15 protein-coding genes are annotated in these 16181 nt (G+C 58.8%); 6 read left to right on the top strand and 9 right to left on the bottom strand.

The features are described from left to right. Positions 1–26: 26 nt before the first annotated feature. From OSJ75_RS02170 to OSJ75_RS02145, 6 genes are all read right to left on the bottom strand, one after another. Positions 27–1841, bottom strand: coding sequence for an ABC transporter ATP-binding protein (locus OSJ75_RS02170; protein WP_267226629.1), 1815 nt, complete (start codon positions 1839–1841; stop codon positions 27–29). A gap of 367 nt (positions 1842–2208) precedes the next feature. Then, positions 2209–3879: an NAD+ synthase gene (locus tag OSJ75_RS02165; RefSeq protein ID WP_267226627.1), complete on the bottom strand. Its 1671-nt coding sequence runs from the start codon at positions 3877–3879 to the stop codon at positions 2209–2211. 51 nt (positions 3880–3930) lie between these two features. After that, positions 3931–4281, bottom strand: coding sequence for a diacylglycerol kinase (locus tag OSJ75_RS02160; RefSeq protein ID WP_250013586.1), 351 nt, complete (start codon positions 4279–4281; stop codon positions 3931–3933). A gap of 52 nt (positions 4282–4333) precedes the next feature. Next, positions 4334–4759: a GFA family protein gene (locus tag OSJ75_RS02155; RefSeq protein ID WP_267226625.1), complete on the bottom strand. Its 426-nt coding sequence runs from the start codon at positions 4757–4759 to the stop codon at positions 4334–4336. Between the two features lie 30 nt (positions 4760–4789). Further along, positions 4790–5968 carry a Na+/H+ antiporter NhaA gene (gene nhaA / locus OSJ75_RS02150; RefSeq protein WP_267226623.1) on the bottom strand — a complete coding sequence of 393 codons (1179 nt, stop codon included), beginning with the start codon at positions 5966–5968 and terminating at the stop codon, positions 4790–4792. A gap of 125 nt (positions 5969–6093) precedes the next feature. Then, on the bottom strand, positions 6094–7473 hold the full coding sequence (locus OSJ75_RS02145) for a class II 3-deoxy-7-phosphoheptulonate synthase (RefSeq protein WP_250013581.1): 1380 nt from the start codon (positions 7471–7473) through the stop codon (positions 6094–6096). 218 nt (positions 7474–7691) lie between these two features. Here OSJ75_RS02145 and OSJ75_RS02140 point away from each other — a divergent pair, with 218 nt between their 5' ends. Next, a complete protein-coding gene (locus OSJ75_RS02140) occupies positions 7692–8570 on the top strand; it encodes an alpha/beta fold hydrolase (RefSeq protein ID WP_267226621.1) in 879 nt (292 codons plus the stop codon). A 4-nt stretch (positions 8571–8574) separates the two neighbouring features. Here OSJ75_RS02140 and gor read toward each other — a convergent pair whose 3' ends face one another. From gor to rpiA, 3 genes are all read right to left on the bottom strand, one after another. Beyond that, complete coding sequence (gor, locus tag OSJ75_RS02135) at positions 8575–9966, bottom strand: glutathione-disulfide reductase (RefSeq protein ID WP_267226619.1); 1392 nt, start codon at positions 9964–9966, stop codon at positions 8575–8577. Positions 9967–10077: 111 nt separating this feature from the next. Further along, a complete protein-coding gene (locus OSJ75_RS02130) occupies positions 10078–10626 on the bottom strand; it encodes a DUF2059 domain-containing protein (RefSeq protein WP_250013574.1) in 549 nt (182 codons plus the stop codon). Between the two features lie 3 nt (positions 10627–10629). Beyond that, entirely contained in the window at positions 10630–11337 is a 708-nt protein-coding gene (gene rpiA, locus OSJ75_RS02125; protein ID WP_267226617.1) for a ribose-5-phosphate isomerase RpiA, read from the bottom strand. Positions 11338–11458: 121 nt separating this feature from the next. On the opposite strand from rpiA, the gene OSJ75_RS02120 reads away from it, so the two are divergent. From OSJ75_RS02120 to OSJ75_RS02100, 5 genes are all read left to right on the top strand, one after another. Further along, entirely contained in the window at positions 11459–12142 is a 684-nt protein-coding gene (locus tag OSJ75_RS02120) for an HAD family hydrolase (RefSeq protein WP_267226615.1), read from the top strand. A 103-nt stretch (positions 12143–12245) separates the two neighbouring features. Then, complete coding sequence (locus OSJ75_RS02115; protein WP_267226613.1) at positions 12246–12743, top strand: BA14K family protein; 498 nt, start codon at positions 12246–12248, stop codon at positions 12741–12743. 228 nt (positions 12744–12971) lie between these two features. Beyond that, positions 12972–14366 carry a circularly permuted type 2 ATP-grasp protein gene (locus tag OSJ75_RS02110; protein WP_416362512.1) on the top strand — a complete coding sequence of 465 codons (1395 nt, stop codon included), beginning with the start codon at positions 12972–12974 and terminating at the stop codon, positions 14364–14366. A 66-nt stretch (positions 14367–14432) separates the two neighbouring features. Continuing rightward, positions 14433–15374 (top strand): alpha-E domain-containing protein, encoded by a 942-nt coding sequence (locus tag OSJ75_RS02105; protein WP_250013562.1) that lies wholly within the window; start codon positions 14433–14435, stop codon positions 15372–15374. Between the two features lie 5 nt (positions 15375–15379). Beyond that, the gene (locus OSJ75_RS02100; RefSeq protein ID WP_267226607.1) at positions 15380–16177 is read left to right on the top strand and encodes a transglutaminase family protein; all 798 of its coding nucleotides are present in this window, start codon (positions 15380–15382) and stop codon (positions 16175–16177) included. Positions 16178–16181 lie beyond the last annotated feature (4 nt).

Genomic DNA, 16181 nt, shown 5'->3' with positions numbered 1-16181 from the left:
CGCGGCCCATATCAGGGGCGAAGAGCCTAGCCATCATTGAGGACGAGCCCCTTTGTCAGTTCCAGCGCCTGCAGTTCGAACAGGCCGCGATAGATGCCGTTCGGCCTGCGGATCAGGGTATCATGGTCTCCTTCCTCGGCTATCCGGCCATGGTCGAACACGAGCAGCCTGTCCAGCGAGCGGACGGTCGACAGCCGATGGGCAATGACCAGGGTCGTCCGCCCATACATCAACCGCTCCATCGCCTGCTGGATCAGCACCTCGGATTCGGAGTCGAGGCTCGACGTGGCTTCGTCCAGGATGAGGATCCGTGCGTCCGCCAGGAAAGCACGCGCAATCGCCACCCTTTGGCGCTCGCCGCCCGATAGCTTCACGCCCCGTTCGCCGACCAGCGTCGCGTAGCCCTTCGGCAGGTTCATGATGAAATCATGAGCACTGGCCTGACGCGCGGCCTCTTCGATCTCCGCCTGCGTGGCATTCATCCGTCCATAGGCGATATTCTCGGCCAACGAACGGTGAAACAGGATCGGTTCCTGCTGCACGATGGCTATCTGCTGGCGCAGGGATGCCTGCGTGACGCTGGCGATGTCCTGCCCGTCGATCAATATCTGACCCGCCTTCACGTCGTGCAGGCGCTGTACCAGCTTGACGAAGGTCGATTTACCCGAGCCCGAATGACCGACCAGACCCACCCGCTCACCGGGCTTTATGACAACGGAGAAGCGGTCATAGAGCGGTTTCTGGTGAGCACCATAATGGAACGTCACATTGTCCACCTCGATCTTGCCGGCGGAAATCCGAATCGGCTTGGCCCCAGGCACATCTTCGATACCCAGCTTCTGCCCATGGATTTCAACCAGTTCTTCCATGTCGTTCACCGATCGCTGCAGGTTGCGGACGTCCATGCCGACCTCCCGCAGGTAACCCTGCAGAATGAAAAACGACGTGAGGACGAAGGTGATATCACCGGCGCTGGCCTGGCCGCTGGCCCACAGGACCAGCGAAAATCCGATGATGGCGGCGCGCAACAGGACAAGCAGCATGCCCTGCGTCGTTCCGTTGTAGGTCGCCCTCCGCCACGTCTTGTCGGTGCGGTCTCGCCATTTGGCGATGACCTTTGCGAGACGAGCATCCTCGCGGGCCTCGGCACCGAAGCCCTTGACCACCGCATTGCAACTGATGGCATCGGCCAGGGCGCCACCAAGCCTCGTATCCCAGCTGTTTGCAAGGCTCGCCATCGGGGCGACATAGCCGAGCGACATCAGCACCGTGACCACGATGAAGAGCAGCGACCCGGCGCCGAAGATCAGGCCCATCAGCGGCCAGTGCCAGGTCATCAGCAAGGTCGATCCCACCAGCATGACGACTGACGGAAACAACGCGACGAGCAAGGTGTCGTTCAACAGGTCGAGCGCCCACATGCCACGCGTAACCTTGCGGACGGTCGAGCCCGCGAAGCTATTGGCGTGCCAGTCGGTCGAAAACCTCTGGATGCGATAAAAGGCGGCGGAGGCTATGCCGGACATCATGTTCAGGGTGAGAACCACCACCTGCATGAACGTGATGTAGCGGAACACGACCGCGCTGACCGAAAGCGCCAGAAGCATCATGAATGCGGCTATGGCTGCATCCCATGCGACCTGGTCACTCGGCTGACCGCCCACGACGGCATCAACCAGCCGGCCGGAATAGAGCGGGGTCAGGATGTCCGCCAGCGTGGCCAGCAATATGGCCGCCAGGATCACAACCAGGCGAACGGGTTGCTTCTGCCAATATTTCCAGGTGAATCCGAACACGCTGCGGAAAGCTCCGCCTCGGATCTCGAGTCGTAAGAATGTCATGACGATTGCCCGGTGCAAGCACCGGCCTCAATAGCTTCACAAAGATGGAGATGCCGCTGGTTATGACGACTTGTTGCGGCAAACTGGTTGGCGTCTCGCCCGAATACGGGAAAGGCCAAATTGGCGATAGCTATTCTTGACTCATGAAGCCAATAGAAGGTCGAATGACCTTCGCTCACCACAAGTCAGGAATGGACGCCGCCCTGTCGGGACATATGAAATGGTCTCATTCATGAACCTCCCGGTCTGGAGTGCCGGAATATGTTCTATATGTGAATCGTGATCAAGCGCCAAGCACCAAAATGGAACTCGGGAAGCGGCCAGGCCGCTGGTGCGGCCTCTTTGCAACAGTTGCTCGCTTGGCGCCTTAGCGGTCGCGGAAACGATTGGTGATCGGATAGCGCCGGTCCCTGCCGAAATTCTTGCGGGTTACCTTCACCCCCGGCGCCGATTGCCGCCGCTTATATTCGGCGATGTAAAGCAGATGCTCGATACGTTCGACTGTCGCCCGGTCATGGCCGCGTTGGACGATTTCATCGACACCCATCTCGTTTTCCACCAGACTCTGGAGAATATCGTCGAGGACGGGATATGGCGGCAGTGAATCCTGGTCGGTCTGGTTTTCCCGCAGTTCGGCCGACGGCGCCTTGCTGATGATATTGTTGGGGATCACCTCCCCCGACGGCCCCAGCCCTCCTGCCGGCACATTGCGATTGCGCCATTCCGACATGGCGTAGACCTGCATCTTGTAGATGTCCTTGATCGGATTGTACCCGCCATTCATATCGCCATAGAGCGTGGCATAGCCAACTGACATCTCGGATTTATTGCCTGTCGTGACCACCATCGAACCGAATTTGTTGGAAATCGCCATCAGGATCGTGCCACGAGCACGGCTTTGCAGGTTTTCCTCGGTGATGCCCGGTTCAGTTCCCGCAAAAGTCGGCGCGAGCGTCTTGAGGAACCCCTCGACGGGCTCGAAGATCGGCACGATATCGTAGCGGCAGCCAAGGAGGCGTGCGCAGTCCTCGGCATCCTTCAGCGAATCTTTCGATGTATAGCGATATGGCATCATTACCGCCCGCAGCCGTTCTTCGCCGAGGGCATCCACAGCCAGCGCCGCACAAATGGCAGAATCGATGCCGCCGGACAGTCCCAGAACGACATCCTTGAAGCCGTTCTTGTTGACGTAGTCTCGCAGGCCGAGCATGCAGGCGCGGTAATTGGCCTCCTCACCTTCCGGAATGCGCGACGCCGGCCCTTCGCTGCAGACCCAGCCGCCTTCCGTGCGCCGCCAGGTCACGACGATGCTTTGCTCTTCGAATTGCGACATCTGGAATGCAAGGCTCTTGTCGCCATTGAAGGCGAATGAAGCGCCGTCGAAGATCAGATCATCCTGCCCGCCGAGCTGGTTTGCGAAGATGAGCGGAAGCCCGGTCTCGATGACCTGCCGCAATGCCACCTGATGACGCACATCCACCTTGCCCTGATAATAGGGCGAACCGTTCGGCACGCAGAGGATCTCGGCGCCGCTCTCCGCTAACGTCTCGCAGACGCCGAGGTCGCCCCAGATGTCCTCGCAGATCGGTATGCCGATGCGCGTGCCGCGGAAGTTCACCGGCCCCGGCATCGGCCCTGCCTGGAAGACGCGTTTCTCGTCGAACTCGCCATAATTCGGAAGATCGACCTTGTAGCGCTCGGCGATCACCTTGCCGCCATCAAGGACGACCACGGAATTGTGCAGCCCGGTCGGACGCCGCAACGGCGTTCCGATGATGACGCCCGGGCCCCCATCGGCGGTATCCAGTGCGAATTCGTTGACCGCCGCTTCGCATGCCTCGATGAACGCCTGTTTCAAAACGAGATCTTCCGGCGGGTAACCGGAAATGAACAGTTCGGTATAGAGGATGAGGTCGGCGCCCTGTCGTGCCGCATCGGAACGGGCTTCGCGCGCTTTCGCGAGATTTCCCTTGATATCTCCCAGCGTCGGATTGAGTTGGGCGATGGCTATGCGGAGGACGTCGGGATTTTTGCTCATAGTGAACATATATCGCTTTGCTATGGGATGGACAATAGATGCCGGGCCGCTTCAGGCCAGATAGAGACTCCACAATATATAGAGCCAGATACCCGCAACGAGAACAACCGAAATGAGAACCGCAAGCGAGCCGCAATCCTTGGCGATCTGGATTTCCTTGTGAAAGTCCTTTGAGACTGCGTCGCAGGCGGCCTCGATTCCGGTATTCAGCACCTCGATCATGATGAGGAATAGCAGTGAGCCGGTCAGGAGCAGGAATATGAGCGCCGAGGGCGCGATTGCCGCTGCAACGGGAATGGAAAGCAGGAAGATCGCCAGTTCCTGTTGGACGGCCTTCTCGTTCCTGGCGAGATGCCGCAATGCCCTCATCGAGTTGATGAAGGCGGCGATCAATCGTTGCATGGCTGCGCCTCCAATCCCTTGAACCTAGCGGTCACTGGCCGAATATGAACCGTCAATCATGATCATGATTGGCAACGACGATACTGCCGCTCGCGGCAAATTGCGGCAGATCATCGTCAATCTCGTAATAGTCGCCCTTGTCGGCAACGAAAATATGGCACTCCCCCTTCAATCCGGACGGAGCCTCGAACGCACCGGCCATCACGGAGATATAATCCAGATCGTCATGCTTCCAGAACAGTGCCGAACCGCAATCACGGCAGAAGCCGCGCCTTGCCTGCTTGCTTGCGCGATACCAGCTCAGATGGTCGGTACCGGAAATCTCGATATTATCGTCAAGAACGTTGGTCGCCGCATAATGATGTCCGGACTGTTTGCGGCATTGCGTACAATGGCAATAGACGACGCCACGCAACGGACCGCTGGTCTTGAAGCTGACTTCGCCGCAAAGACATGACCCCGTATGTATATCCGCCATCCCTGCCCCTTCGGAGGTTTGTTGCCGCATCTAGCCCTGCCTGGCAGGGCGTCTGGCCGCCACGGCCAACAAAGCCGCGCCGAAAAGCGCTGACAGCAGCGAGCCCATCAGGACGCCGAGCTTTGTTTCGTCCTGCAATATGGTCGAGTCCGAATAGGCCAGCAGCCCAATGAACAGGCTCATCGTGAAGCCGATGCCGCACAGGATGGCTACGCCGTAGAGCTGCGTCCATGTCGTTCCTGCAGGCCGCTCCGAAAGGCGCAGCTTGATGGCGAGCCAGGCAAAGGAGAAGACGCCAAGCTGTTTGCCGATGAAGAGCCCTGCCGCGACGCCGAGCGGCACCGGATCCGCCAGATTGGAGAGAGCGACACCACTGAACGAGACGCCGGCATTGGCGAAGCCGAAGATCGGCACCACCGCGAAACCGACCCATGGCTGGATCGCATGTTCGAGCGTATGCAACGGCGATTCCGACGCGGCTTTTCCGCTGCCGCGCATTGGTATCGCCAGCGCCAGCAGCACCCCGGCTATGGTTGCGTGGATGCCGGACTTGAACACCAGTATCCAGAGGATGACGCCGAGGATGACATAGGCCCAGAGCTGCATCATGCCCATGCGGTTCATCGCGATGAGGATCAGGAACACCACGGCCACGCCTATGAGCGCCGGCACGTGAATTCCGCTTGAATAGAAAAGCGCGATGATGATGACGGCGCCGAGGTCGTCGATGATCGCCAAGGCCGTCAGGAACACCTTCAGCGACATTGGCACGCGCGAGCCGAGGAGCGAAAGTACACCAAGCGAAAATGCGATATCGGTCGCCGATGGAATCGCCCAGCCGTGGATCGTATTGCCCCTGTTAAACGCAATGAAGATCAGCGCAGGCACCAGCATGCCGCCCACTGCCGCAAAACCCGGCAATGCGCGGCGCGGCCAGCTCGACAATTGCCCGCTGATCATCTCGCGCTTGATTTCCAGTCCGACGAGCAGGAAGAAGATCGCCATCAGGGCATCATTCACCCAATGGAGTATGCTCAATCCGCCGACCTCGACATGCAGAAGGCCGAAATAAAGCTCGCTCCAGGGCGAGTTCGCCACCACCAGAGCAAGCGCTGCAACGATCATCAGGATGATGCCGCCAGAAGCTTCACTCTCGATGAAGGAACGGAAGGCTTTGGAAAGGCGGACGCGGCGAGGTTCTTTTTGCATGCCGACTTGATAGAATCCGGAAGCAAAAAACACCAGTCGAAAGTCATTCATAACGTGATTATGAACTGCCAAAGTAAAAGGGCGACCCAAAGGCCGCCCTTTTCACATGGGTATTCGTCGCTGCTTCAGGCGTTGACCGCCAGCTTCTGTGGCTGACTGTCGCGTTCCTTCTTCAGCAGTTCGGCAACGAGAAACGCAAGTTCCAGTGCCTGGTCGGCATTGAGTCGCGGATCGCAATGCGTGTGGTACCGATCCTGCAGATCATCGGCGGAGATAGCGCGGGCGCCACCGGTGCACTCGGTGACGTTATTGCCCGTCATCTCGATGTGAATGCCACCTGCATAGGTGCCCTCGGCATGATGAACTGCAAAAAACGCTTCGACCTCTTTCAGGATGCGGTCGAACGGCCGTGTCTTGTAGCCATTCGCGGTGATCGTGTTGCCGTGCATCGGATCGCATGACCATACGACATTGCGGCCTTCCTTTTGCACGGCCCGAATGAGCTTGGGCAGATGATCGCCAACCTTGTCATGGCCGAAGCGGGCGATCAGCGTGAGCCGCCCAGCCTCGTTGGCGGGGTTCAGCAAATCGATCAGGCGCAGAAGATCGTCCGGCTCGAGCGACGGTCCGCACTTCAGGCCAAGCGGATTCTTGATGCCGCGGCAATATTCGATATGCGCGTGGTCGGCCTGCCGGGTGCGGTCACCCACCCAGATCATGTGCCCGGACGTGGCGTACCAGTCGCCCGAGGTCGAATCCACGCGGGTCAGGGCTTCTTCATAGCCAAGCAGCAGAGCTTCATGGCTCGTGTAGAAATCCGTCTCGCGCAATTGCGCGTTCGTCTCGGCGGTGATGCCCACTGCCCGCATGAAATCGATCGTGTCCGAGATGCGCCGGGCCAACATGCCATAGCGCTCGCCCTGCGGGCTGTCGGCGACAAAGCCGAGCATCCACTGGTTGACGTTCTCAAGATTGGCGTAACCGCCCTGCGCGAACGCACGAAGCAGGTTGAGCGTCGCCGCCGACTGGCGGTAGGCCATTTCCTGCCGGGCAGGATCAGGGATGCGAGCCTGTTCGCTGAACTCGGTTCCATTGATGATGTCGCCGCGATAGGCCGGGAGCTCGATGCCGTTCTTGGTTTCGGTGTCCGAGGACCGCGGTTTGGCGAACTGGCCTGCGATGCGCCCGATCTTCACCACCGGCTGCGATGCGCCGAACGTGAGCACGACTGCCATCTGCAGGAACACGCGGAAGAAGTCGCGAATATTGTCAGCGCCATGCTCGGCAAAGCTCTCGGCGCAATCGCCGCCCTGCAACAGGAATCCTTCGCCATGGGCAACTGCGGCAAGCTGTCTTTTCAGCTTGCGTGCCTCACCTGCAAATACAAGCGGCGGATAGGTACGAAGACGAGCCTCGACATCGCTCAATGCCTGAGCGTCCGGGTAAAAAGGCACCTGCTTGATCGGTTTGCCTCTCCAGGATGTCGGTGTCCAGTTCTTCGTCATTATTGCACCTGTTGCTTGCTTTCTACATGTTGATTAGGTCAGAACTTATGGGTTGAAGTTTCCGAAAATGTCTCAGAAGGCGCTCATATAGTCTAATTATGTGACACGCACCAGTCCTGATCACAGCGCTTCGACAACGACGCTTCGGCATATGACGAAACCATTGCCCTGGCCGCCGAATAATATTACCTTTACGTCAAGGTAACATGGAGGCTTCGATGGAGGAGATCAGCTTCCGCGCTGCGGACGGCTTCGAGTTGCGTGGCAGCTTGTTCAAGGGAACAGGCCACAAGCCGGCAGTACTCCTGTCGTCAGCTGCGGCCGTACCTGAAACGTTCTATCGCCATTTCGCGGCGTTCCTGGTCGAGAACGGCGCATCCCACGTGCTGACCTATGATTATCGCGGCGTGGCGAAGTCGTCTGCGGACAAGAAATGGAGATCGCGGCTGAACATGAAGGATTGGGGCGCGCTGGATTTACCGGCTGCGCTTCAAGAGCTCAGCGCCCACGCGAACGGCAATAGGATCGTCGGTATCGGCCATTCATTCGGCGGCGTCGCACTCGGATTGAACGACCACTCGGCCCGCTTCGACCGATATGCCACCGTCGCGTCCCTTTCGGGATATTATCGCAACACAGCCGAACCTTTGGCGGTATTCGCCCGAATGAATCTCGTCGGTGTCCCTCTTACCTTCCCCCTCGGCCGCCTTCCCAAATGGAGCGGCATCGGCGAAGCCTTGCCCGGAAGCATATTCCGCGATTGGGCCCGCTGGTGCAGAAACCGCAACTTTCTCTTCGAGGACGCCAAAGTCCCCGAGGCGCGCTTTTTTCCCACCGTCAGGACGCCTATTCTCAGTGTCGGCATAAATGACGACCCTTGGGGGACGCCGCGCGCTATCGGTGCGTTGATGGAGCGCTTCGAGAATTCGACGATCCATGAAATCTGGCTCTCCCCCGAGGCAGGCGACAAGATCGGCCATATTGGCTTCTTCCGCAAGCATCGCGCCGACGCACTATGGGCGCCCGTCGCAAACTGGCTGTTGCAGGGTGACCTGCCGGCGGGGTCGTGCGCCTTGCACAGGCCAGAGGCCGCCTAGAAATTCACCCCACGCGCTCGCCTTTGACGATGCGATAGGTCGGATTGTACATCGTCACCAGTTCTTCCGCGGCAGTCGGATGCACTGCCATCGTCCTGTCGAAATCATCCTTTGTGCAGCCCGCCTTGATCGGAATGGCGAGCAATTGCGCCATTTCGCCCGCATCCGGCCCCAGAATATGCGCGCCGAGCACCTTGCGGCTCGCACCATCGACGACGAGCTTGGTCAGCATGCGGTCTTTCGCGCCCGAGAGCGTATTGCGCATCGGCCGGAACAGCGCCCTGTAGATTTCGACATTATCGAATTCCTTGGCTGCCTCTTCCTCCGAAAGGCCCACGGTGCCTATCTCAGGTTGCGAGAATACCGCCGTGGCAATCGTCCGGTGGTCCGGCTTCGTCGGATTACCCTTGAAAGCGGTTTCGAGGAAACACATGGCCTCATGAATGGCGACAGGCGTGAGCTGCACGCGGTTCGTGACATCGCCGACGGCCCAGATATTGGCGACATTGGTGCGCGAATATTCATCGACGACGACAGCTCCGAGTTCGTCGGTTTTCACCTGCGCATTCTCGAGCCCCAGCGATTGCGTGTTCGGCACGCGGCCCAATGCCAGCATCACCTGATCGGCGACGATGGTCCCGCCCGACAGCAAGGCCACCTGCAGCCGGCCGGAATCGTCGCGCTTCACTTCCTTGAATATCTCGCCGCAACGGATCTTGATCCCCTTCGCCGTCATTGCCTCGTGCAGCAATTGGCGCAGGTCATGGTCGAAACGCGACAATATCTCCTTGCCACGGTAGACCAGTGTCACATCGACCCCAAGCCCGTGGAAAATATTGGCAAATTCGACTGCTATATAGCCGCCGCCCGCGATGACGATCGCCTTCGGCAGTTCCTTCAGATGAAATGCCTCATTGGAACTGATGCACAATTCATGGCCAGGCAAGGCGACATGCGGATTGGGGTGGCCACCTACAGCGACCAGTATCTGGTCGCTGGTGATCCTTTGTCCCGAGTTCAAGATCTCGATCGTGTGGTCATCGACCAGTCTGGCCCGGCTGTCGAAGATCTCTACCTGGGCGTTGTCGAGCCCCTGCCGGTAAAGGCCTTCCAGCCGGGCGATCTCCTTGTCCTTGTTCGCAACCAGCGTCGGCCAATCGAACTTCGTTTCGCCGACGCTCCATCCGAAGCCCTTGGCGGCCTCGAAATGTTCGGGAAACTGTGAAGCATAGACAAACAGCTTTTTGGGGACGCAGCCGCGGATGACGCATGTTCCGCCCATCCGGTACTCTTCGGCAAGCCCGACGCGCTTGCCCATGGCCCCAACCAGGCGACCGGCGCGAACACCGCCCGACCCTCCCCCGATGACGAAAAGGTCGTAGTCATAACTTGCCATGTGAAGACACTCCGAATCTGCGCAGAGCCAATATATGAGGCTTAACGGTCGAATTTAAAAGAGAAGGCCCGGCTTTCACCGGGCCTTCTCTAAACCATTAATTTCAACAGATCAGGGTTTTGGCGCTGCCGGGGCTTCCGGCGCGGCGGGAGCGGTCGCGGCAGCAGCGGCAACGACCTTCTCGGCGACAGCCTGCGCCAGGTCGCGTGCAATGCCGCGCTCCCAGATGCCAGCTGCCTTGAGCACTTCGCGCGTCACGATCGGGCCTTCCGAAAGAAGCTTCTTGCCGGCAGGCGATGTGTAGAAGCCGGTGATCGCGTTGAGCTCTTCTTCAGTGAACGATACGGCGTAGGCGCGTGCAGCCTCGTTCTCCAGGTCGCCGCGGCGCGCGGCCAAGGCCAGCGCCTGCTCGTCAACGGTGGAACTGATGATGGACTCCAGATTGGGATCCTTCTGGATAAGCTCGGCTTTCAGCTGCTGCGCCACCTGGGGCAATATTGCATCGAACTGGTCGGTCGTGCGGATGGCGGTAACGGCAGCACGTGCAGCAGCCAAGTGAGATGGCGTGACGTCTTGCGCATAGGCAGACAATCCGCCGCCCAGCATGATTGCGATGGACAAAGGTGCAATCAAGCGGCGAAGGCCAGTTGCTCGGGTCATGAATTATCGCTCCGTTTTCTTCGTTGTCAGTATCTGGATACCGTCAGCACCGGCCAATATGGCTATGCGCGCCAGATCCAGAAATAGCCCATGCTCCACGACGCCGGGTATGGCGTGCAGAGCTCTCGATAAAGCTCTTGTATCCGGAATGCGGCCAAAAGATGCATCCAGGATCAAATGCCCACCGTCTGTAACAAATGGTTGATCGCCCGTCATCCTCAATGTGATCGGACCGGACAATTCGAGATTGCTCGCAGCGCTTTCGATGGCGCGCCGGGTGGCGGAAAGGCCGAAACGATTGACTTCGATCGGCAGGGGAAACGCTCCCAACACGTCGACCCGCTTGGATGCATCCGCGATGACGATCATGCGTTCGGACGCCGCCGCCACGATCTTCTCGCGAAGAAGAGCACCGCCACCGCCTTTGATCAGCGACAGTTCGGAATCGACCTCGTCGGCGCCATCTATAGTCAGATCGAGTGCCGGGGTTTCCTCGAGCGTCGTCAGCGGCACTCCGAGTTCCCTGCACAAAGCGGCCGTCCTCTCGGAGGTGGGCACGCCGATCACGCTCATCCCGTCGCGCACCTTGTCCGCCAGTACGCGCACGAATTCCTCTGCGGTCGATCCCGTGCCTATCCCAAGCCGCATGCCGTCCTGAACATAGGCGATAGCCGTCACGGCGGCTTCGATCTTCAGCGCCCTCGCGTCCATTGGTCTCGCCCTCCCGTTCCAGCTTTGACTTGACACCGGGCTCCCTAGCACGTCAGACAATTGGGTCAAGCTCAAGATCGATTGCAGATCTATCATTTCCCTCCGAATTTGCAGGATCAGAATGTCTAAACCGATCATTGTTTTCGATCTCGATGGGACGCTTGTCGATACGGCTCCCGATCTTCTCGACAGCCTCAACCATTGCCTGGCCGAAGCAGGGCTGCAAAAGGTCGATCCGGTCGCGCTGCGCCAATATGTCGGCCATGGCGGCCGGGTCATGATCGAACGGGCATTCGAGGCACAGCAGAAGCTCCTGAGCCCGGAACAGCTCGATTGGCTCGTCTCGATCTTCATCGACCACTATGGCGCCAACATGCCTGGGCATTCGGCCCTCTACGAGGGCGCTGCCGAGGCGATGGACGAACTCGCTGCCGCCGGTTACGCTCTCGCCGTCTGCACGAACAAGTTCGAGGGCCTGGCGACGAAGCTGCTCCGTGGCCTGAAACAGGCCGACCGCTTCGGCGCCATTTGCGGCGGCGATAGCTTCGCCTTCCGCAAACCGGATCCGCGGCATCTGTTCGAAACGATCAGCAAGGCGAATGGCGACAGCGCCCGCGCCGTGATGGTGGGCGATAGCCGAACGGATATCGACACGGCCAAGGCGGCTGGAATTCCGGTCATTGCCGTTGATTTCGGTTACTCCGACCAGCATGTTTCAGCCTATGGCCCGAGCCGCATCATTTCGCATTTCCGCGAGCTCAAGGTGGAAATGGCCGACAGCCTCCTGGCGGCTGTCAACGCCTGACGGAACCAACACGACCCTGGCGCGTTGAAGGCATCGGACAATGCCGGCATCACTGATCCACCGGCATGGAACGAGGCCTAGACCTCGGGAAACCGGAGGACCCATGAAAAAGCTTACATCATTCATTGCGGCGGCAGTCATGACGTTTGGCACGTTTTCGACCGGTGCGCTGCCGGCCTATGCGGCGCCGATCACGCCACCTGCCATCGAGACGGGGAACACGCCGCTCCTCAATGTGCAGCACCGCCGGCACTGGCGAGGCGACCGGGGCTGGCGGGGCGATCGGCACTGGCGCGGTGGCCGTCATTGGCGCGGCGAGCGGCGCTGGCATCGCAATCGGCATTGGCGCGGCCACCGTTATGGCGGCTACCGCGGATACCGTTACCACCGTCCGGGCTACAGATATTATGATGGTGCATGGTTCCCGCTCGCAGCCTTCGGCACGGGCGTCGTAATCGGCAGCACCATAAACCGCCCGGTTTACCGCGGCGCACGTTCCCATACGCAATGGTGCTATAACCGCTACCGCTCGTATCGGGCCTATGACAACACTTACCAGCCCTATAATGGCCCACGCAGGCAGTGTGTCTCGCCCTATTGAGCAGGTGAACGATTTGGGGCCCGCCTGACTGTCGGGCCCTTCCACCGCTCAGCTCCCGTATGTCTCGCTGAAACAGTTGGCTTTGCTGCCCCAGCGTCACGCTTGTCGCCCAATTTTTAGGCATTGCACGCGCCATAATCGCGACGCGTTGGAATATGCTTGCTTTTTCTGCCGAACGCGCTTGAATAAACCCGATAAAGGGGGATTTGAGTGAAGCCATTTGATGAAATGATTCAGTCCGGCGGCCTTGTTCGTCCGCCTTACCAACAATTGAAGAATTGGCTCGACACGCAAAATTCGGGCCGCCTGGCCCAGAAGGCGATCGACGCCGAGAACGTCTTCCGGAAAACCGGGATCACCTTTGCCGTGTATGGCGACGAGGAAGCCGCCGAGCGCTTGATACCCTTCGATATCATTCCGCGCATCATCACCGGAAACGAATGGCGCCGCCTCTCGCAGGGCATCGAACAGCGTGTCATGGCGCTCAACGCATTCCTCGACGACATATATCACCGCCAGGAGATCATTCGCGCCGGGCGTATCCCGCGCGAACTTTTCATGCACAATGATGCCTATCTGCCAGAAATGGTCGGCTTTCGCCCTCCCGGCAACGTCTATACCCACATTATAGGCGTCGATATCGTCCGAACCGAAGAAAATCAGTTCTATGTTCTGGAAGATAATGCCCGGACGCCCTCCGGTGTTTCGTATATGCTGGAGAACCGCGAAACGATGATGCAGCTCTTTCCGGAGCTGTTTCAGCAGATCAAGGTCCGTCCCGTCGAAACCTATCCGAAGCAGTTGCGCCAGTCGCTCGCCGCAGTAGCGCCACCGGGCTGCAAGGGAACCCCGACGATCGCGGTATTGACCCCGGGCATCTACAATTCGGCCTATTTCGAACATGCGTTCCTGGCCGATCAGATGGGTGTCGAACTCGTCGAAGGCGGCGACCTTCGCGTCGAGAATGGCAAAGTCGTCATGCGGACGACGGAGGGCAACCGTGCCATCGACGTTCTCTACAGGCGGGTGGATGACGGATTCCTCGACCCGCTGACTTTCCGCCCGGATTCCGCCCTCGGCGTTCCCGGTATCATGGATGTCTATCGTTCCGGCAACATAACCATTGCCAATGCACCAGGCACTGGCATAGCCGACGACAAGGCGCTCTATTCGTACATGCCCGAGATCGTCGAGTTCTATACGGGGCGCAAGGCGATACTTGAAAACGTGCCGACACATCGCTGTTCGGAACCTGACACGCTGAAATATGTGCTTGAGAATCTCTCGAGCCTGGTCGTGAAGGAGGTACATGGCTCGGGCGGATATGGAATGCTGGTCGGGCCTGCAGCATCGAAGAAGGAGTGCGAAGCCTTCGCGCTCAAGCTCAAGGCAAATCCAAAGAACTACATAGCCCAGCCGACGCTGGCTCTATCGACGACGCCGATCATGACAGAAAAGGGACTTGCGCCAAGGCATGTCGATCTGAGGCCTTTCGTGCTCGTCTCCGATCGCATCCGCATCACCCCCGGCGGCTTGACGCGGGTAGCCCTGAAAGAGGGCTCCCTGGTGGTCAATTCCAGCCAGGGCGGCGGTACCAAGGATACGTGGGTCCTGGACGACTAGCGATGTGAACGAACGTGACAAAGGGCCGGGCCAAGGCCGAACGCTGTAGAGGGATACTCATAGAATATGTTGCTTGGGCGTACTGCGAATGGTCTCTACTGGATGTTCCGCTACATCGAGCGGGCCGAAAATATGGCGCGGCTCATCGATGCCGGATTGAGAATGGCGCTGACCAAGACATCCGACGCTCCCGAAGAATGGTCCTCGGTACTCATGAGCGCAGGCGTCAAAATCGGCTACGATGCGAAATACAACGAGTATAATGCAAGCCTCGTATCGGACTACCTGCTGCGCGATACCGGCAATCCCTCCAGCGTGATCTCCTGCATCGAAACAGCCAGATCCAATGCCCGCATGGTGCGCACGGCACTGACGCGGGAGGCCTGGGAGAGCGTCAACGAGACTTGGATGGTGCTCAAGGCCACCCTCGCCTCGGCGATCGCCGAAACCGACCTGCCGCGGGTTCTCGACCAGATCAAGCGTGAAACCGCGATCATCCGCGGTGCGTTTCACGGCACCATGTTGCGCAACGAGATTTTCAACTTTGCCAGGCTCGGCACATTCGTGGAACGTGCGGACAGCACGGCCCGCATCCTCGACGTGAAATATTACGTCCTTCTGCCGTCGATTTCCTATGTCGGCACGACGCTGGACAATTTTCAGTGGGAATCGATTCTGCGCTCCGTCTCGGCCCATCGCTCGTATCGGTGGGTCTACGATGTCGAATACAATCCAGTGAACATAGCGGATTATCTGATACTCAATTCCCGCATGCCGCGTTCATTGAATTTCTGCTATTCGAATATCGTCGACAATCTCCAACATCTCGCGATCGACTACGGCGCAAGGCACGAATGCCACACCATGTCGGAAGCGATCATGACGCGGCTGGAAAACAACGAGATCCGCCACATATTCGACAATGGCCTGCACGAGTTTCTGAGCGACATAATCTGCGAGACAACCAGCTTGAGCAATGAAATTGCCCGAGCCTACAATTTCGATTGAGGACCATGCTTCTTACAATCCAGCATAATTCGCACTACCGCTATGATACGCCCGTGCATTACGCGATCCAGCGGTTGCGGCTTCATCCGCATAATTCGCCCGGGCAAAAGGTGCTGGAATGGAGCGTGACGCTGGAAGGCGCCACAGAGGAAGCAAATTATCGGGATGGATATGGCAATCGCACCCAACTGATCAATATCGACCGCGGCGCGCAGGAACTCACCATCCGGGCCGAAGGAAAGGTGGAAACGGAAGATCATGCCGGTGTGCTTGGCAAGGTCTATAATTTCATGCCGACCTGGCTTTACGAACGCGAAACGCCGCTGACGGAACCTGGTGAAGCGTTGCGGGAACTGGCAGCCACCATGCCGAAGGACAGCGATCGGCTGTCAATATTGCATCGCCTGATGGAAACCATAAACCAGCGCATCGCCTATGTGCCCGGCTCGACCAATGTCAACACCACCGGTGAAGAGGCGCTGGTTAGTGGCCAGGGCGTCTGCCAGGACCACACCCACGCCTTCCTCGCTTCGGCGCGGCTCCTCGGGATCCCTGCCCGCTATGTATCCGGCTATCTGATGATGCTGGATACGATCGAACAGACGGCGAGCCATGCCTGGGCCGAAGCCCATATCGACGGCCTCGGCTGGGTGGGATTCGATGCCGCGAACAATATCTGCCCGAACGAAACCTATGTCCGCCTGGCCTGCGGCCTTGATTACCGCGACGCCGCACCGGTATCCGGTGTCCGCTTCGGACCCGCCATTGAATCACTTGCCGTCGAGGTCAATGTAGAGCAGTAATCGC

The organism is Phyllobacterium sp. 0TCS1.6A, assembly GCF_026420825.1.
In the GTDB taxonomy this organism is placed as follows: Bacteria; Pseudomonadota; Alphaproteobacteria; order Rhizobiales; family Rhizobiaceae; genus Phyllobacterium.
This window is presented reverse-complemented; position numbering and strand designations above follow the sequence as displayed.